Source organism: Corynebacterium sp. TAE3-ERU16, assembly GCF_019209935.1.
GTDB classification, from domain to species: domain Bacteria; phylum Actinomycetota; class Actinomycetes; order Mycobacteriales; family Mycobacteriaceae; genus Corynebacterium; species Corynebacterium antarcticum.
Window position 1 is genome coordinate 130,971 of sequence record NZ_JAHUTN010000002.1, and the last position, 17,828, is coordinate 148,798.

At 68.2% G+C, this 17,828-nt stretch carries 14 protein-coding genes; 6 read left to right on the forward strand and 8 right to left on the reverse strand.

All coding sequences use genetic code 11. From position 1 onward, the window contains the following. Window positions 1-113 precede the first annotated feature (113 nt). The 3 genes from KRX55_RS02795 to prpD form a co-directional block, all read right to left on the reverse strand. Entirely contained in the window at window positions 114-1,265 is a 1,152-nt protein-coding gene (locus tag KRX55_RS02795) for a bifunctional 2-methylcitrate synthase/citrate synthase (RefSeq protein WP_218406328.1), read from the reverse strand. A 162-nt stretch (window positions 1,266-1,427) separates the two neighbouring features. Further along, window positions 1,428-2,342 (reverse strand): methylisocitrate lyase, encoded by a 915-nt coding sequence (prpB, locus tag KRX55_RS02800; protein WP_218406329.1) that lies wholly within the window; start codon window positions 2,340-2,342, stop codon window positions 1,428-1,430. Next, the gene (gene prpD, locus KRX55_RS02805; protein ID WP_200255889.1) at window positions 2,343-3,848 is read right to left on the reverse strand and encodes a 2-methylcitrate dehydratase PrpD; all 1,506 of its coding nucleotides are present in this window, start codon (window positions 3,846-3,848) and stop codon (window positions 2,343-2,345) included. 228 nt (window positions 3,849-4,076) lie between these two features. On the opposite strand from prpD, the gene KRX55_RS02810 reads away from it, so the two are divergent. Then, window positions 4,077-5,516: a short-chain fatty acyl-CoA regulator family protein gene (locus KRX55_RS02810; protein ID WP_218406330.1), complete on the forward strand. Its 1,440-nt coding sequence runs from the start codon at window positions 4,077-4,079 to the stop codon at window positions 5,514-5,516. A 45-nt stretch (window positions 5,517-5,561) separates the two neighbouring features. Here the strand turns inward: KRX55_RS02810 and KRX55_RS02815 are convergent, their stop codons facing one another. Further along, window positions 5,562-6,974: an NAD(P)H-quinone dehydrogenase gene (locus KRX55_RS02815; RefSeq protein WP_218406331.1), complete on the reverse strand. Its 1,413-nt coding sequence runs from the start codon at window positions 6,972-6,974 to the stop codon at window positions 5,562-5,564. A 155-nt stretch (window positions 6,975-7,129) separates the two neighbouring features. Further along, window positions 7,130-8,347, reverse strand: a complete 1,218-nt coding sequence (locus KRX55_RS02820; RefSeq protein ID WP_218406332.1) for an amidohydrolase — start codon at window positions 8,345-8,347, stop codon at window positions 7,130-7,132. Between the two features lie 240 nt (window positions 8,348-8,587). Here KRX55_RS02820 and KRX55_RS02825 point away from each other — a divergent pair, with 240 nt between their 5' ends. Next, the gene (locus KRX55_RS02825) at window positions 8,588-10,201 is read left to right on the forward strand and encodes a phospho-sugar mutase (protein ID WP_255567515.1); all 1,614 of its coding nucleotides are present in this window, start codon (window positions 8,588-8,590) and stop codon (window positions 10,199-10,201) included. Between the two features lie 5 nt (window positions 10,202-10,206). Here KRX55_RS02825 and upp read toward each other — a convergent pair whose 3' ends face one another. Beyond that, a complete protein-coding gene (gene upp / locus KRX55_RS02830) occupies window positions 10,207-10,842 on the reverse strand; it encodes a uracil phosphoribosyltransferase (RefSeq protein WP_200255884.1) in 636 nt (211 codons plus the stop codon). Between the two features lie 69 nt (window positions 10,843-10,911). Between upp and KRX55_RS02835 the strand changes: the two genes are divergently transcribed. Genes KRX55_RS02835 through KRX55_RS02845 form a run of 3 tightly spaced genes read left to right on the forward strand, consistent with a single transcriptional unit; the run spans window position 10,912 to window position 13,382 of the window. After that, on the forward strand, window positions 10,912-11,196 hold the full coding sequence (locus tag KRX55_RS02835; RefSeq protein WP_218406334.1) for a hypothetical protein: 285 nt from the start codon (window positions 10,912-10,914) through the stop codon (window positions 11,194-11,196). Continuing rightward, window positions 11,193-12,101 (forward strand): C40 family peptidase, encoded by a 909-nt coding sequence (locus KRX55_RS02840; RefSeq protein ID WP_218406335.1) that lies wholly within the window; start codon window positions 11,193-11,195, stop codon window positions 12,099-12,101. The genes KRX55_RS02835 and KRX55_RS02840 overlap by 4 nt, the downstream gene beginning before the upstream one ends. A gap of 57 nt (window positions 12,102-12,158) precedes the next feature. Continuing rightward, complete coding sequence (locus KRX55_RS02845; protein ID WP_218406336.1) at window positions 12,159-13,382, forward strand: hypothetical protein; 1,224 nt, start codon at window positions 12,159-12,161, stop codon at window positions 13,380-13,382. Between the two features lie 74 nt (window positions 13,383-13,456). Here the strand turns inward: KRX55_RS02845 and KRX55_RS02850 are convergent, their stop codons facing one another. Further along, window positions 13,457-14,755, reverse strand: a complete 1,299-nt coding sequence (locus tag KRX55_RS02850; RefSeq protein ID WP_218406337.1) for an adenosine deaminase — start codon at window positions 14,753-14,755, stop codon at window positions 13,457-13,459. A 107-nt stretch (window positions 14,756-14,862) separates the two neighbouring features. On the opposite strand from KRX55_RS02850, the gene KRX55_RS02855 reads away from it, so the two are divergent. Beyond that, on the forward strand, window positions 14,863-16,182 hold the full coding sequence (locus tag KRX55_RS02855) for a D-alanyl-D-alanine carboxypeptidase family protein (RefSeq protein WP_218406338.1): 1,320 nt from the start codon (window positions 14,863-14,865) through the stop codon (window positions 16,180-16,182). 78 nt (window positions 16,183-16,260) lie between these two features. Here the strand turns inward: KRX55_RS02855 and KRX55_RS02860 are convergent, their stop codons facing one another. Beyond that, window positions 16,261-17,343 (reverse strand): YhjD/YihY/BrkB family envelope integrity protein, encoded by a 1,083-nt coding sequence (locus KRX55_RS02860; RefSeq protein ID WP_370625740.1) that lies wholly within the window; start codon window positions 17,341-17,343, stop codon window positions 16,261-16,263. Window positions 17,344-17,828 lie beyond the last annotated feature (485 nt).

Consider the following 17,828-nt stretch of genomic DNA (forward strand, 5'->3'; position numbering starts at 1 on the left):
TGGCGCAGGACACTTTCAATCTAGCAAGTGGCGGGCGTCTCCCGCAGTGGTTTGGGGCGCCCCCACCATCCCGGACGACCGAGAACGGGATGGTGGGGACGGGTCTTGTGGGATCAGGCGGCTCCGGAAACCGGGACGTCCCGCTGGGAGTGACCGTGGTAGGCCGACAGGGGCCGGATCAGCCGGTTGTCCTCGCTCTGCTCGATGATGTGCGCGATCCACCCGGTGATCCGCGCCATGACGAACAGCGGGGTGAAGAACTCGACCTCGAAGCCGAGCAGGTAGTAGGTCGGGCCGGAGGGGAAGTCGAGGTTCGGCTTCATTCCCTTCGCCTCGTCGACGGTGGCGGCCATCCGGTCGTACATCTCGACCCACTTCCCGCCGTCGTGGTTCGCGGCGAGCGCCTTGAACGCGGCCTCCATCGTCGGCACGCGGGAGTCGCCCTTCTTGTACACACGGTGCCCGAAGCCCATGATGAGCTCCTTCCTGGCCAGGGCGTCGGTGACCCACTGTTCGGCCCTGGCGGGGTCACCGATCTCGAGCATCGTGTGCATGACGGCCTCGTTCGCGCCGCCGTGCAACGGGCCCTTGAGCGCCCCGATCGCGGCGGTGATCGCGGAGTAGCTGTCCGACATGGTGGACGTGGTGACGCGGGCGGTGAAGGTGGAGGCGTTGAAGGAGTGCTCCGCGTAGAGGATCATCGACACATCGAAGGCGTGGATGTCCTCGGGATTCATCGCGGGCGAGCCCTCTCCCCTGCCGAACGCCATGGAGAGGAAGTTCTCCGAGAAGCCCAGATCAGGGTCCGGCGCGATGAACTCCTGGCCACGACGGCGACGCATGTCCAGGGCGACGATGGTCGGCAGCTTGGCCAGCAGGTGCATGCCACTGTCACGGATGTGCTCGGAATCGCGGCTGTAGGCATCCGGGTCCTGGGTGCCGATCCAGCTCACCGCGGTGCGGAGCACGTCCATGGGGTGACAGGTGGTCGGGAGTCCGCGGACCAGGTCAACCAGACCCGGCTCGAGGTCGCGGAGTGAGCGCTCGCGGTCGGAGAACTCCCTGAGCTGCTCCGGCGTGGGCAGTTCGCCGTGCCACAGGAGGTAGGCCACCTCCTCGAAGCTGCAGTTCGCGGCGAGATCCTGCACGGGGTAGCCGCAGTAGGTGAGCGAGTTGGTTTCGGGGACGACCTTGGACACCGCGGTGGAGTCGACGACGACGCCACCGAGGCCCTTGTGGATGGTCGGCTGGGTGTTTTCGGACATGACGGATACTCCTTGGAGGTGAGCTGGGGGAACGCTGGGGGACTAATCGACGTCCGTCTGGGTCGCGGCGTCGCTTCCGGGTCGCTGGTGTCGGCGTTGTCCGGGAAAGTCTGTGGGGTGGGCCGGTCCCGAAATGTCAGGAACGGGACCGGCCCCGTCCACCTAGTCGCCCGGAGGTCGGCGGTAGGTGAACAGCTTCTGGTCGAAGACGTTGTACTCGGCGTAGCGCAGGAGCTCGTAGAGCCGGGAGCGGTGCTGCATCCGGTCGAGCCACCCGGTCTGGGTACCCGTCGCGGCGATGTCGGCGAGGGCGTCCTCGACCTGTCCCATCGCGATGCGGAGGGTGGTGACCGGGTAGATCACCGCGTTGTAGCCGATGTCCTCGAGTAGTTCGGCACCGATCAACTCGGTCTTGCCGAACTCGGTCATGTTGGCCAGCAGTGGGATGTCCACGGCGGCCCGGAACTTCTCGAAGTCCGCCGGGGTGCGGAGCGCCTCGGTGAAGATCATGTCCGCACCGGCGTCGGCGTAGGCCTTCGCCCGTTCGATGGCGGAGTCGATCCCCTCGGTACCCGCGGCGTCGGTCCGGGCGCAGATGACGAAGCTGTCGTCACGCCGGGCGGAGACCGCCGCACCGAGCCGACGCACCATCACGTCCGTCGGGACGACCTCCTTGCCGTCGAGGTGGCCGCAGCGCTTGGGGTTGACCTGGTCCTCCAGGTGGCAGCCCGCGATCCCGGCGTCCTCGAGTTCGCTGACGGTGCGGGCCGCGGACATGGGCTCACCGAAGCCGGTGTCGGCGTCGACGAGGACGGGCAGTTCCGTGGCGCGGGCTATCTGCCGTGCACGTCCGGCGACCTCGGTGAGGGTGGTCAGTCCGATGTCGGGAAGGGCCAGGTCAGCGGCGACGACGGCGCCGGAGACGTAGACGCCCTCGAAACCGGCGTCGGCGATGGCGCGGGCCACCAGCGGGGAGAACGCCCCGGGCAGCCGCTGGATGCGGTCACCCGCGAGTCCCGCGCGGAAAGCCCTGCGCCGTTCGGTGGGGGTGGGTGCGGCGGAGAACAGGTTGGTCATCTAGAACAGCCCCTCCGGGGTCTCGGGTGCGCGGGCCAGCACATCATCGGTCAGTTCGATGTTGAGCTGGTCGAGCTCGCCGGCGCCGAGGTCGTCGAGCCGCTGGACGACGTCGAGGAAGCGATCCTGCTCCTCGGCGGGGACCACGCCCTCGGCGAGGGTCCGGAACTTGTTGATGTACTGCTCGCGGGCGAAGGGGCGGGCGCCCAGCGGGTGGGCGTCGGCGATGGCGAGCTCGTCCGTGATGACGGTGCCGTCCTTCAGCGTGACCTCGGCACGGCAACCGAAGGCCTTCTCGTTGGGGTCCTCGGCGTGGTAGCGACGGGTCCACTCCGGGTCCTCCACGGTCGAGATCTTCCGCCACAGCTCGATGGTCTCCGGGCGGTGCGCACGCTCGGGCGCGTAGGAGCGCTCGTGGTGCCAGTCGCCGTCCTCGAGGGCCACGGCGAAGATGTACATGATCGAGTGGTCGAGGGTCTCACGGGAGGCGTCCGGGTCGAACTTCTGCGGATCGTTGGAGCCGGTGCCGATGACGTAGTGGGTGTGGTGTGAGGTGTGCAGCTCGATCTTCTCCACCCGGGTGAGGTCGCCGATCCGCTCCCGCATACGGCGGGCCAGGTCGATGGGCGCCTGGGACTGGTACTCGGCGGAGTGCTCCTTGGTGAAGGTGTCGAGGATGGCGCGCTTCTCCTCACCGGCGGTGGGCAGCGGGATGGTGTAGCTGGCCTCGGGGCCACCGAGCATCCAGGCGATGACGCCGTCCTCGCCTTCCCAGATCGGGGCGGGTGCGCCCTCCCCGCGCATGGCGCGGTCGACGGATTCGATGGCCATCTTTCCGGCGAACGCCGGGGCGAAGGCCTTCCAGGAGGAGATCAGGCCCTTGCGCGACTGACGGGTCGCTGTGGTGGTGTGGAGCGCCTGGCCGATGGCCTGGTACACGGTCTCGTCATCGAGGTGCAGCAGGGTTCCGAGGCCCGCGGCGACGGAGGGGCCGAGATGAGCGACGTGGTCGATCTTGTGCTCGTGGAGGCACATGCCGCGGACGAGGTCGACCTGGATCTCGTAGCCGGTGGCGATGCCGCGGATCAGGTCATGGCCGGTGGAGCCACGGTGCTGGGCGACGGCGACGATCGGCGGGATGTTGTCGCCGGGGTGGGAGTACTCGGCGGCGAGGAAGGTGTCGTGGAAGTCGAGTTCGCGGACGGCGGTGCCGTTGGCCAGGGCGGCCCACTCGGCGGAGTAGGTGCCCGGCACACCGAAGACCCTGGCGCCCCCCTTGTTCGTGGGATGGGCGGTGGCCTGCCTGCGGGCGACGCTGACGGGGCGGCGGAGGACGGAGGCGGCGGACACCGCGGCGTTGTCGATGATCCGGTTGATGATCATCTCCCGGGTGTCGTCCGGAACCTCCACCGGGTCGGTCGCCACTTCGGCGATCCGCTGTGCGAGGTGTTCACCGCGGGGGAACTCCTCCGCGGAACGGCGGGTGCGGACTTCGATGTTCTCCATGTTCTGTCCTAACGGGGTCGGGGCCGGCGCGCTGCGGCGTCTCGGATGGTCAGTCACCGCCACACCCCCGTTAGGAGGTATGAAACGGATATCTTGTTGCCCGACTATACAGTGGTCCACAACCCCTCCAAGCTGCGGAAACAGCATAATCCTGCGGTACGTAAACGGCCTTTCCGCAAAGTTTGCGGAAACGTCAGGCCACAGCCGCCTTACCAGGAAGTGACACCCATGGAGAAGATGTACGCGGGGGCACGGATCCGGACCCTGCGCCGGGCGGAAGGCCTCACCCAGACCGAGATGGCCAAACACATCGGCCTGTCCACCAGCTATCTCAACCAGCTGGAGAATGACGCGCGACCACTGACCATCACCGCCCTGATGGCCTTCGTCCGTGCCTTCAACGTCGACGCCTCATACTTCGCCCCGGACTCCAACTCGCGCATGGTCGCCGACCTGAAGGACATCCTGACGCTCACCGGGACATCCGGGGTGGACGATGCCGAGCTCGTCGAATTCGCCGAACGACACCCGGAGATCGCGCGGGGAATGCTGCGGCTCACACACCGCGGCACCGCCACCGGAACGGCCGACCCAACCAGCCCCTCCCCCACCCCCGAATCGGTTCTGAAGGTACAATCCCCCCCCCTTTCCGGAGGAAGCACGTCCGCTTACGAGCACGTCCGCGACTTCTTCTACGCGCACCGCAACCACATCCCGGAGCTCGATGACCGTGCGGAGGAGTTCGCCGCGACACTGGGCCGCCCGGGGCTCCGACTCACGCGCCTGACCGCGCTGCTCGACGGGACACACGGAGTGACGGTTCGGTTCAACGCTCACGACCGCGGTGCGCGGCGCATCTTCGACGACAGTGCCCGGACCGTCCGGCTCCGGGCGGATCTCACGGAGGCCCAGCAGACCTTCGAGCTGGCCCTGCAACTCGCGTTCCTGGTGCACGGGGACCTCCTGACGCGGCTCGCGGATTCGCCTGAACTGCCCACCGCCGAATCCCGGGAACTGGGCCGTTTCGGCCTCGCCCAGTACTTCGCCGCGGCCGTCGTCATGCCGTACACGGAGTTCCTGGAGACCGCGCGCACCAGCGACCACGACATCGACCGTATCGCCGCCCACTTCGGGACCGGATTCGAGACGACCGCCCACCGGCTGTCCACCCTCCAGCGTCCGGGCAGGGAGGGTGTCCCCTTCTTCTTCGTCCGGACCGACCGGGCCGGGAACATCTCGAAGCGACAGTCGGCGACCGGTTTCCACTTCTCCCGCACGGGCGGTTCCTGCCCGTTGTGGGTGGTGCACCGGGCGTTCGAGAATCCGGGGCACATCGTCCGCCAGATCGCCTCCATGCCCGACGGCCGCACCTACCTGTGGATCGCGCGCACCGTCCGCAGCCGGACGCGGGAGTACGGCGAGGTGCCGCGGGAATTCGCGATCGGGTTGGGCTGTGACCTGGATCAGGCCCACAAACTGGTCTATTCCCGGGGGCTGGAACTCAACCCGGACGCCGCGACCCCCATCGGTTCGGGGTGTCGGACCTGTCCGCGCGGGCACTGCCGGCAGCGGGCGTTCCCGGCGACGGGGCTCACCCTCGACATCGACGAGCGCTACTCCCCCGACGAGCCCTACCGCGCTTTCAGCCCCTCGTGCGAGAAACGCTGAAGGGGCGCCACCCGGTCACGGGCGCGCCCCTTCCCGGGGTTCCGGTCAGCTCAGGTCGTCGTGGGCGACGAGCTGGCGGGCGGCCTCGGTGACGGAGCCCGACAGGGTCGGGTAGACGGAGAACGTGTTCGCCAGATCGTCCACGGTCAGGCGGTTGGTGACGGCGACCGCGATCGGCAGGATCAGCTCGGAGGCCGTCGGCGCGACGACGACACCGCCGATGACGAGGCTGGAGTTCCTCCGGCAGAACAGCTTCACGAAGCCGTGGCGGAGGGAACGCATCTTGGCCCGCGGGTTCGTGGTCAACGGTAGGACGATGGTCCGGGCGGTGACCTCACCGGACTCGATGTCGCTCTGGGTGTGTCCGACGGCGGCGATCTCCGGACGGGTGAACACGGCCGTGGCGACGGTCTTCAGCCTGATCGGGCTCACCCCCTCACCGAGGGCGTGGTACATCGCTACCCGACCCTGCATGGCCGCGACGGAAGCCAGCGGGAACAGGTCGGAGCAGTCGCCCGCGGCGTAGATTCCGGCGACCGACGTCCGGGAGACCCGGTCGACGATGATGTGTCCCGAAGGGGCCGTCTCCACGCCGACGGTCTCCAGGCCGAGGTTCTCCGTGTTGGGTACGGAACCGACGGTCATCAGGGCGTGGGAACCGAGGATCTCACGTCCGTCGGTCGTCCGGACGCAGACCCCGCCGTCGTCGGTCCGGGTCACGGACTCCACGCGGGCGTGCTTCTCGAGTGAGACCCCACGCTCGGCGAGCACGGTCTCGAGGACGTCGGCAGCGTCGGCGTCGTCGTGCGGGAGAATCCGGTCCCGAGAGGCGACCATGGTCACCTTCACGCCGAGCTCCGCGAACGCGGAGACGAACTCGGCACCGGTGACACCGGAACCGACGACGATCAGGTGTTCCGGCATCTCGTCGATGTTGTAGACCTGCCGCCAGGTGAGGATCCGCTCCCCGTCGGGCTGCGCACCGGGCAGGATACGGGGTGAGGCTCCCGTGGCCAGGAGCACGAGATCGCATTCGATGACCTCGTCGTCACCGCCGTCATTCGGGGTGACCGCGATGTAGTGGGTGCTCTGCTTGGGCTTGTAGTCGTCGAAGCGGGCCCGTCCGTCGATCAGCCTCACACCTGCGGACTCCATCTGTGCGCGGACGTCCGCGGACTGCGCGGCCGCCAGGTTCCGCACGCGGTCATTGACCTCGTCGAGCTGGAGCAGAGTGGAGGTCTCGGTCCGTTCGAGCCCCATGTCGTCCGCGCGCCGGAGGTCGGTCTGGATGCCGGTGGCCGCGATGAAGGACTTGGAGGGGACACAGTCATGGATGACGGCGGATCCACCGAGCCCCTGGTCCTCGATCAGGGTGATGTCGGCGCCGTACTTCGAGCCGGCTAGTGCGGCTTCGTAGCCGGCGGGGCCACCGCCGATGATCACGATTCGCTTGGACACAGATATCCTCCAGGTACGCGTCGGGTGCAGGTCAGTGCGTCAGTGTCGGGTCACACCGCGGGGGCGGCGCAGCCGCCTTCCACGGACAGTGTGGGCTGTCCCACGGTGCAGTCTAGTGCACCGGTCACGCACGCGACCGCCGACCTGTCCCGGGGTCACCTGGTGGGCAGGAAACCGTCCGGTCCGACGGGCCGCTGCGCGTCCTTGTTCATCTCGCGGGAGTAGCCGTCGACGACGGCGCCGAACAGGCGCACACCGACGCCGAGGCACCGTTCATCGACCACGAAATCCCCCTGGTGCAGGTCGAACTGGCGGCCGGTCCCGGACCAGCAGCCGAGCCGCGCCATCGAACCGGGGACATGTTCCAGGTACCAGGAGAAGTCCTCACCCCCGGAGGACTGCGGCGCCGCGACGATCGAGTGGGCGTCGATTCCGCGTGCGGCGTTGGCCATCAGGGCGGTGGCGACATCGTCGTTGATCACCGGTGGAACGCCCTTGGTGTAGACCACCTCGTGGCTGCAACCTGTCGGCGCGATGACCTGACCGATGAGTTCGGTGATGAGCGGCTCGGCCGCACGCCACACCCCGATGTCCGCGGTCCGGAGGGTACCCGAGACCCGCCCGTTCTCGGGGATCGCGTTCGCCGCGTAGCCGGCGTTGATCGAACCGAAGACGAGGACCGTCCCGGTCCGCGGATCGACCCTGCGGCTGAGGAGCGCGGGAAGCTGTGTCACGACACTGGACAGGGCGTAGACGACGTCCGAGGTCATCTGCGGACGGGATGTGTGCCCACCGGGCCCGTTGACCTTGACCTCGAGGATGTCCGCGGCCGAGGTGATCGCGCCGGTACGCAGTCCGATCTTCCCGGTGCGGAGTTTCGGCTCGACGTGGACGGCGAAGATCGAGGCGACGTCCTCGAGGCCGCCCCACGAGATGACGTCCGGGGCACCTCCGTCCATGACCTCCTCAGCGGGCTGGAAGATGATCCGCACGCCGTGGTCGAGGTCGGCCGCGTGCAGGGCGCAGGCCGCGCCCATCACGATCGCCGTGTGGACGTCGTGGCCGCACGCGTGCATGACCCCGGGGGTCCGCGAGCTGAAATCCACGACCGCCTTCTCCTCGATGGGGAGGGCGTCGATGTCCGCCCTCAGCGCGATCCGGTGCCCGGTGTCCGGCCCGAGGTCGACCATCAGGCCAGTTCCCGGGAAGAGCTTCGGCTCCATGCCGTACCCCGACAGTGTGTCCGCGATCCAGGCGGTGGTGTCGTACTCCATGTGGCTCAGCTCGGGATGGGTGTGCAGGTGCCGTCGCCACCGGATCAGCTCATCGGTGTGCTCAGCCAGCCAACCGTCGACCTGTGCCCGGATGCTCATCTGATCCTCTCACGCTGTGGGTGTTGATTATGTGTCTGCACTGAACCGTGGGAACGCCCCACGCATCGGCGCCTCCGTTGCGGCGGAGACGAGCCACCGGATGCGGTGGGCCTGGCCAACGGTCCTGAGTTGATTCTATATTTGACGCATGATCCGGCCCGCACCGCCCCGTCCCCCCGCCCCTGAACACCGGACCGGGCCACGTCCGGGGGCGCCACTCCGATCCGACCGGAGCGTGTGATGCACACCCGTCACCTGTCCTTCGGGACAGCCGGCCTCCGTGCACCGGTGGGACCCGCACGCGGTCAGATGAATGTCACGCAGGTGACCCGGGCCACCGCCGGACTGGCCGCATGGCTCGCCCGGAACGCCGCCACAGCGTCGCCGGCGTCAAACCGGATTCCCGTCGAACAGATCTCCGATGAGGATCCGCGGGGCTTCGGTTTGTCCATCTACGGGGAGAACGGTCCGCTCCGGGTCGCGGTGGGATATGACGCCCGCTACGGATCCCACACCTTCGCCACCACCGCCGCGGAGGTGTTCGCCGGGGCGGGCTTCGAGGTGACGCTGCTGCCCACCCCGACACCGACCCCGGTGCTCCCCTGGCTGGTCCGCTACCGGGGACTGGACGCGGGCGTCCAGATCACCGCCTCCCACAATCCCGCGGCCGACAACGGCTACAAGGTGTACGGGCCGGACGGCTCCGAGATCGACGTCGCCACCGAGAAGGATGTCGAGGCCGCGATCAGGGCAGTCGAGGACCCGCTCTCGGTTCCCCGGGTCGCGGTACGCCCCGCGGGGAACCAGCTGCGCCGGTACCTCGACCAGGTCGTGGCCGAGATCAACCCCGATGAGAACGACAGGCTCCGGGTGAACAACGAACGGGCCGCGCTGACTGTCGTCTACACCGCTCTCCACGGGGTCGGGGGTCGCCCGCTGGCCCAGGCTCTCGGTGCGGCCGGTTTCGCACGCACGATCCCGGTCATCGCGCAGCAGCACCCGGATCCGACATTCCCGACCGTGAGCTTCCCGGATCCGGAGCAGCCGGACGCGGTCGCGCTTCTCCTCCGGCAGGCCTCGGAGACGGACGCCGACCTGCTGATCGCGCTCGATCCGGACGCCGACCGTTGCGCTGTGGGATTCCGACTCCCGGACGGGACCCATCGCATGCTCAGGGGCGATGAACTGGGCCCGCTCCTGGCGACCCGGCTGCTGGCTCCGCATGACGGTGACGGCCCGCCGCCGGTGGTCGCCACGTCACTCGTCTCCTCGACACTGCTGCCGGACATCGCCGGTGAGCTCGGGTGGGACTGCGTGATAACCCCGACCGGCTTCAAGAATCTCATGCGAGCCGGTGACCGTAGACCGGGTCCCCTCATGTTCGCCTACGAGGAGGCGCACGGGACCTGCCCGGTGCCGCATCTCGTCGCGGACAAGGACGGGTTGGCCACCGCGCTCCATGCGTGTGCGTGGGCGGCCGAGCTCAAGGCCCGGGGCAGGACCCTCGGCGACGAGCTGGCTCGGCTGCACCGGCGCTTCGGGGCCCGTGCGGGCACCCAGATACACGTGCGGACGTCCGACCCGGAAGGCCTCGTGGATCAACTCCGCACCGATCCGCCGGAAACACTCGCCGGAATCGACGTCGACAGCACGGATCTCCCGGCTGAGCAGGGGGTCCTCATCAGCGGCCGGCACCGGGACGGAACATGTGTCCGGATGATCGGCCGGGTCTCCGGGACGGAGACCAAGACCAAGGTGTATCTGGAGGTGTCCCACTGCTCCGACCCCCGCGGGGCCGAGGATCTCCTGGACCGGCTCCGGGCCGAGGTCGAGGAGCTGCTGCACGGGATCTGAACGGTCTACAGGTGGATGTTGCGGGGACCGTAGAGGCGGTCGCCCGCATCCCCCAGGCCGGGAACGATGTAGGCGTCGGTGTTCAGCTCGGGATCGACGGTCGCGGTGACCAGCCGCACGGGGTATCCGGAGTCGGCCAGTGCATCGACGCCGGGCTGTGCGGACACCATGCAGACCGCTGTGATGTCCTTCGCCCCCCGGTCGCAGAGCAGTTTCAGCGAGTGGAGGAGGGATCCCCCGGTGGCGAGCATCGGATCGACGATGAACACCGTCTCATCGGACATGTCCTCCGGCAACGCCTCGAGGTAGGGCACCGGCTCATGGGTCTCCTCGTCGCGGGCGATCCCGATGAAGCCGACCTGTGCGTCGGGGATCATCGACAGTGCGGGGTCGACCATCCCCAGCCCCGCCCGGATCACGGGCACGATGATGGGCGGCTTACGCAGCCGGGTTCCGGTGGCGGTGGCCACGGGGGTCTCGGTGTCGAAACGCTCCACATCCAGGTTGCGGGCCGCCTCGTAGATGAGCATCGCCCCCAGGTCCCGCAGCGCCGCACGGAACACGGAGTTGTCGCTGCGTCGGTCGCGCATGATCGTCAGGCGGGCTGCAGCCAGAGGGTGGTCGACGATTGTGATGTCCATGACCCCAATCCTAAGGCACCCCGACCACGGGAAGGGAACCTCTCCGACCCCTCCCCGGTCTGACGGTGCATGAACACTCTCACTCTCGATCCAGACCACGCCCGGGCCCTGGCCCGGGACCTGGTGCACTGCGCCGATGCCACCCCGACCGAGGAAGCCCCGGTTCCGGCTCCGACCCCGGGCACCTTCGACCTCATCCCCGCGTTCGCCGATGCGGCACGGAACCTGAACCGACGGCGGATCACACTGGCGGACCACGTCCGGGACCTCGCAACGATCCACGGCGGTCCCGGCGGGCACATCGACACCGTCGTCGATGCGGACACCGCGCTGGCGAGGGGGTGCGGAGCATGAATGCCCTGGCCCGGGCGACGGCCCCGTTCGCCGGGTTGCTCGACGGCCTGAACACGATCTCGTCTCTCCTCCCGCCGGAGATCCATCCCCCGGACACCTGTGTCACCGACGTGTCCTCGGCACCCGCTCTGGCCGGGATGTTCGGTACGGACGCCTCAGCACTCCTGGAAGCTGCGGAATCACTGACGGAGGACTTCGGCTCATTCCTACTGACCACCGGAAACGCGTTGGTGGTCCTCCGCTCCACCCGGGATGATCTCATCCTGATCGCCTCGACGGCCGTGAACGCCGCCCGACCGGTCCTGCCGCTCCTCTGCGCCCCGAATCCCGTCACCGCCGCGGCCGCGGTCCTGCGGTTGGCGGCGATCGTGGCGGGGGCGGTGGCCGCCGCCACCGGGCGGATAGCGACGATGGAGATGGCCCTGCGTCCACTCGCGGCCAGGTTCCGCGAACTCGCGGTGACCGACACACGGCTGCCCCGACTCGTTCCCGCCGACGCAGCTCCGCATGCACCCGCTCCGGTGCCCCGTCCGACGCTCTCCCCTCCCGAACCTTCAGGTCTGGACGCGGGGCGGCGGGCCGCGGATGCCGCCCGTGCGATGATCGGGACCCCGTACGTCTGGGGTGGTTCGGAACCCGGCGGATTCGACTGCTCGGGCCTGACCAGGTGGGCCTGGGCCCAGGCCGGGGTCGAGCTGCCGCGTCTCGCGGAGCAGCAGACCGTCGGCCGACGGGTCAGCGCCGAGGAGCTCATCGCGGGTGATCTGGTGGTGTGGAACGGACACGTCGCGATGTACGTCGGTGACGGCGAGATCATCGAGGCGGGGAGCCCGGTGGGGATCTCCCCGCTACGCACCACCAACAACGGCATGGACTTCTACGGGTTCTGGCGCCCCACGGGGTAGATCATTCACGGCACGGCAGGTGACGGCGCCGGAAACAGCACGCTAGAATCTGCACCCATGGCATTACAAGGCATCGTCCCCATCACCATCGCCCTGACAGAGGGCGACTTCCACACCCTGTGGGCCCCGAAGTGGAGGGAGCACGGGCAGGAGTGGCAGGCGTTCCTCGGAAACGGGGATGATGTCTACCTCTTCCGGTCCACGGGCGAACTGCTCGCATTCATCGAATCCGATGCCCGCCACGACCTGCGCGACCACCCGAAGTGGCAGGCGTTCCAGCACGGGGATGCGGCCAGGGTCGTCCCCGGCAAGCGGGACTACTGCGATGTGATCGGCGTCCCGGAACTGCTCGCGGGCCGGCCGAGCCACGAGAACGTCACCGGTGCAGCGCGCGCACTCGCCGTCGCACGTTCCCTCGGCGACGTCATCGACTCCACCACGATCGGCTCCTTCTTCTCCTCCTACTCCGTGCTCGCCAACGTCGAGCGCGGCGCCGACCACTACGCGGTCGAGAACGGGGAGTCGGAGTGGTCCGCCGTCGGACGGGCGGTGCTGTCCAACTGGGACCGGGTCGTCGACGAACTAGACCAGTGCTACGTCATCCCGGAACAGGACGCCGCGGCCGTCGAGGCCGCGCAGAAGAATATCGACGCCGCCGTCGAGGCCCGTGAGCAGGCCCGTATCGAGAAGGAGAAGGCCGCCGAGGAGGCGGCTTCGCAGATAGACCCCTATGACGTGTCGCTGTGGGGTACCGCAGGCATCGACCCGGTGAAGATCGCCATCGAGGGCCGCACCCTCTACACCCTGCGCACCTACGTGGACGGCCAACCGGTGTTCCTCGGACACTTCGGCCAGATCTACACCTTCAACAACCGTCGGGCGATGCTCCGCTGGCTGGCGGAACACGATGAACATGATCTGGCTGCCACGGCCACCTGGTCGGAGATCATGGACGGCATCAACGGCGGGACGCTCGAGGTCCTCGCCCACCCGGACAACACCTACGTATTCACCGGGCTGACCGAGGACATCACCAGGGGTCCGAAGGAAGTCGACACCGAGCAGATGCGACAGGCCTACGAGCTGCTCGCCGATGCCGCCGACTGGGCCCGCGACGACGCCGTGAACTCCGTTCTGGTGGCCAACCCGGCACTGCAGGAGTACATCGCCTACATGCTCGGCGGTTCCTCCGGGTACTCCCCGTCAGCGCCCTACACCGCGGAAGCGGAGGGCTGGCGCCAGCTGGAGAACGGGCTGATCGGCCGCTTCAGCCGGTTCTGATCCCACCACGACGACGAAGGCCCCGCCCCGGTACCGGGGTGGGGCCTTTCCGCATCCGAGGGAACGGTCCCGGTTCAGTCGCGGGGTCTCAGATCATCCGGATCGATGCCCAGTTCGGCGAGGAGCTGCGGGTCTATCCCGGCGAGGTCCTCCTCCGGGAGATCGAACGACGCACCCGGGTCCCGGTCCCCGTCCACGGTCCCGGAGCCGGTGGTTCCGCCGGTTCCGTTCTCCGCAAGTTCTTCCCAGCCCGGCACGATGAGCGTGGACATGATCTCCCTGCGCTCCGGCTCGGGGATGAACGCACCACTGATCGCGGTCGCGGTGAGCTCGAACAATTCACCGACCCCGTACCCGAATGTGTCGACGAGCAGCATCATCTCGTCAGTCATCGTCGTACCGGACATCAGACGGTTGTCGGTGTTCACGGTGCAGGCGAACCCGAGCTGCTGGAGCAGCGGCAGGGGATGGTCGACGAGATCGTCCACCACGCCCGTCTGCAGGTTGGAGCTGGGTGCGAGTTCGAGGATGATCTGCCGGTCGCGGACGAAGGCCGACACCCGACCGGGTTCGATGCCGGTGTCGAGGTCGGCGGTGAAGTCCTCGTACAGTCGCGCACCGTGGCCGATCCGCCAGGTCCCCTCTCTCACGGCGCCCTCGAGCGAGTCGATACCGGCGGCTTCACCTGCGTGGATGGTGAATGGGACGAGTTCTCGGCGCAGTGTCGCGAACGCCCCCGCGCAGCAGCTCGGCGGGAATCCGTCCTCCGCCCCGGCGATGTCGAAACCGACGACGTACCCGCGGTGCTCCCGTTCCGCACCGTTCCGGTAGTCCACCAGCAGATCGGCGATCTCCTGCGCCCGGTCGGCGTGCCGCATCGCGCAGAGGATGATCCGCGCCCGGATGGTGCGGCCGGCCAGCGCCGCGGTCTTCTCCCCCTCGATGATCCCCTCGACGACGGCGTCCACGATGGCCCCGAGCCCCAGTCCCCGCTCCTGGTGCTGCTCCGGCGCGAAACGCAGCTCGGCGTACACGACCCCGTCCTCGGCGAGATCCTCGACGGCTTCCCGCGCCACCCGGTGGAGTGCCGGGATGGTCTGCATGACCGCGCAGGTGTGCGCGAAGGTCTCCAGGTACTTCTCGAGGGATCCCGAATCGGCGGCGTCGACGAACCATCTGCCCAGTTCATCGGGGTCGGTCGCGGGGAGCGCGTCGTAGCCGCACCCGGTCGCCAGATCGATCACCGTACGGGGACGGAGTCCCCCGTCGAGGTGATCGTGGAGGACGACCTTCGGCAGGGTGGCGACGGTCCCGCGGGTGAGGCTCTTGTGTTCCGGGGTGTAGTCCGGTGTCTGCCTGCTGCTGATGTCCATGGACCACAATCTACCTTCGGATCCCCTCCGGAGAGATCGTGGTGCCGGTGCCCGGCCACGGTGGGTCACCCCGTCCCGGCACCTCACCCGCAGTAGTCTGGGCAACCATGAGAAGACGTCTCCTCGGTGCAGTCACAGCGACGGCACTGCTCTCCGCCTCCCCGTTCACAGCGGCCGCGGAACAACCGGACACCGCCACCCTGACTGTCACGACCACACCACCCCAGACCGCGCTGTCGGGACGACCCTCCGCCCCACTGACTGACGGCTGCCCCTGGGCCACCACGCCCGCGGAGCCGGTCGACGCCTCGGAGATACCGACCGACGGACGACCCGTGCCGCCACCGCTACCCGTCGCGGCGACGCCGGCGGGCGGGCCGGCGATGGCCGAATGCGGTGTGTCCGCGGCGCCCGGGTTCCTCGTCCCGGAGGAGCAGACGGCGACCGCCTGGATCGTCTTCGACCTCGACACCGGCGACGTCATCGCCGCCAAGGACCCGCACGGCAGATACCGGCCCGCGTCAATCATCAAGGCTCTGCTCGCGCTGGTGACGCTCGAGCATCTGCCCCTCGACCGGGAGGTCGTCGCGACACACGACTCCGCGGACATGGAGGGCTCACGCGTCGGGCTGGTCGAGGACGGCCGCTACACGGTGGAACAGCTGCTGCAGGGCCTGCTCATGGCCTCGGGCAACGATGCCGCTCACGCACTGGCGCAGGAGCTCGGTGGCGACCAGCGGACCCTGGAGCTGGTCAACGCGAAAGCACGGGAACTGGGCACCCAGGACACCCGCGTCGCCGACTACACCGGTCTCGACGGGCCGGGGATGTCCACCTCGCCGTTCGACCTCGCCCTGATCTACCGGGAGGCGTGGAGAAACCCGGTGTTCGCCCGTATCGTCGACACCGATTTCGTGGACTTCCCCGGCGGGCCGGAGAACGAGGGATTCCAGGTCTGGAACGACAACCATCTGCTGCTCAACGATCCGGACGGCATCGGCGGGAAGACCGGTTTCACCGACGACGCCCGGCACACGTTCGTCGGTGCCAAGGACGTCGACGGGCGCCGTCTGGCGGCGATCGTCCTGGACACGACCGTCGACAGGGGCCGGCCGTGGGAGCAGGCGAGACGCCTCCTCGACGCGGCGTACGCGGTCCCGCGGGGCACCGGCATCGGATCGGTGGAGAAGCTCCCGGTGGTCTCCGCCGCCCCGTCCCCGTCGGTGACGGCGGCCGGCTCCCCGACCGTGACCACACCGACCAGAACCGGCGGGGACGGCGTTTCCGGGGCCTCCGGGACGCGGTCGCACGCGTGGGGCCCCGCGGCGATCACCACCGGAGTGCTGTTCCTCGTGGTTCTCATCGCCGGGATCGCCCTCAACCGGAGACTGGCGGAGCGGCGCCGCGCCCGGCAGCGACGTCGGTAGCCCGTGAAAAAGGGGCTTGGCGTGCCGGAATACACACACCACGCCCCGGGGACCGGAGGAGACGGGGAAGGCCTGCGCCTACTTCCCGACCATCTTCCGGGCGACCGCGATCCCGGCCGCACCGATCGCGGCACCGGTACCGACCAGCATCGCGGAGGCCTTCGGATCGGGAACCGGGTCGACGTCATTGCGGACCCGGATCACGGCGGGCTCGGGAACAGGTGTATGGGTCTGCTCGAGGGATTCCTCCGTCGTCGCCGCCCACGCGGAACTGTAGAGCAGGATCCGCCAGACGAAGTACAGCAGGACCATCACGCCGATGATCGGACCGAAGGTTGCACCCGCCGGATTGTCGAGCGCCTTGGAGAAGAAAACGGTACCGATCTGCTTGAAGATCTCGAAGGCGACGGCGCCCAGGATCGCGCCCTTGACCGCAGCGGCCCTGGGAACGTGGGTCCGCGGAAGGTAGCGGAGCAGCCCCACGAACACGATGAAGTTCACCAGCAGTCCGATGACGAGGGTCAGCGCGAACACGATGTACGTGATACCCGGGATGTGGTCCAGGCTCAGTTTCTCGAGGAGAATCGCCGTCAGGCTCGAGGAACCCGCCGCCGTGACACCGAACGCGACGATCAGCGCGAACAGCAGCGCGATCAGCCCGATGAGATCCCGGAGTTTCCGGATGGCGAAGTTCCCCTCGGTCGGGTCGGCCTTCCACATCATGGAAACGCCGTACCGGAGGTGGTTCATCCAGTTCAGCCCCGACCACAGTGCGGTCAGACCACCGATACCGGCGACCGTCGAACGCTGCTCGATCGCGGTGTCGAGGATCTTATTCACCGGCTCCGACAGGTCACCTGATATCGAGCTGTTGATCCGGTCCTGGACCTCGATCACCGCGGTGGGGTGGTTGGCGAGAGCGAAACCGACCGCGGCGAACACGAGCATGAGGATGGGGAACATCGACAGCACCGAGAAGTACGTGATGCCTGCGGCGTACTGGTTTCCCCCCATCGAGCCGTACCGCTCCTGCATGCGCATCACGTGGTCGAACCACGCCCACTTCTCGCGGTACCTGTCCACCACGCCTGGATCGTCCTGGGTCACCCGCTCAATGCCGAACTCATCGGTTTTCTTCGGCGCGGTCTTCGTTGATGCCACAGTCGTGTCGGTCCTTCTGGGTCGGTGAAAAAGATCATCTGAGAAACAGCAGGTGCCTTCAGAGTAGGCATAGTAGGCGACAAGGCGGCAATCAGCACAGCCACATTCCCCGGGCGGTCGAAGCCGTCCACCCGGTCCGGGGCCGCCCCCGCCGTCATCCGCCGACACCGGGGGCCGTCCCGGACGACAACGACGCCCGGAGCCACCGCCCTTGTCGTCGACCGACCACACCGCCCCCTCACCGACCACACGGTGCACGTCACCGGCGCCACGGCGAATGCACAGGTCACCGTCGTTCCGGTGACGTTCCCCACCCTCGACGTGGAGATCCATCCCCTCCCAGGCGTCGCTCGGTGACACCGTGATTCCACGGTCCACTACCGGACGGCCGGAGGGAATCCCCGGGCAACGGTGTCCGTACCGGTACCGCCACCACCGACGGGTACGGGACCGCAGTCCCGCCCCGTCGACCCCGCGGGCCCGAC

Bases quoted from the DNA above. Each gene is read 5' to 3' on its own strand.
- KRX55_RS02795 (WP_218406328.1), bottom strand. From the start codon at position 1,265: ATGTCCGAAAACACCCAGCCGACCATCCACAAGGGCCTCGGTGGCGTC.
- prpB (WP_218406329.1), bottom strand. From the start codon at position 2,342: ATGACCAACCTGTTCTCCGCCGCACCCACCCCCACCGAACGGCGCAGG.
- prpD (WP_200255889.1), bottom strand. From the start codon at position 3,848: ATGGAGAACATCGAAGTCCGCACCCGCCGTTCCGCGGAGGAGTTCCCC.
- KRX55_RS02810 (WP_218406330.1), top strand. From the start codon at position 4,077: ATGGAGAAGATGTACGCGGGGGCACGGATCCGGACCCTGCGCCGGGCG.
- KRX55_RS02820 (WP_218406332.1), bottom strand. From the start codon at position 8,347: ATGAGCATCCGGGCACAGGTCGACGGTTGGCTGGCTGAGCACACCGAT.
- KRX55_RS02825 (WP_255567515.1), top strand. From the start codon at position 8,588: ATGCACACCCGTCACCTGTCCTTCGGGACAGCCGGCCTCCGTGCACCG.
- upp (WP_200255884.1), bottom strand. From the start codon at position 10,842: ATGGACATCACAATCGTCGACCACCCTCTGGCTGCAGCCCGCCTGACG.
- KRX55_RS02835 (WP_218406334.1), top strand. From the start codon at position 10,912: ATGAACACTCTCACTCTCGATCCAGACCACGCCCGGGCCCTGGCCCGG.
- KRX55_RS02840 (WP_218406335.1), top strand. From the start codon at position 11,193: ATGAATGCCCTGGCCCGGGCGACGGCCCCGTTCGCCGGGTTGCTCGAC.
- KRX55_RS02845 (WP_218406336.1), top strand. From the start codon at position 12,159: ATGGCATTACAAGGCATCGTCCCCATCACCATCGCCCTGACAGAGGGC.
- KRX55_RS02850 (WP_218406337.1), bottom strand. From the start codon at position 14,755: ATGGACATCAGCAGCAGGCAGACACCGGACTACACCCCGGAACACAAG.
- KRX55_RS02855 (WP_218406338.1), top strand. From the start codon at position 14,863: ATGAGAAGACGTCTCCTCGGTGCAGTCACAGCGACGGCACTGCTCTCC.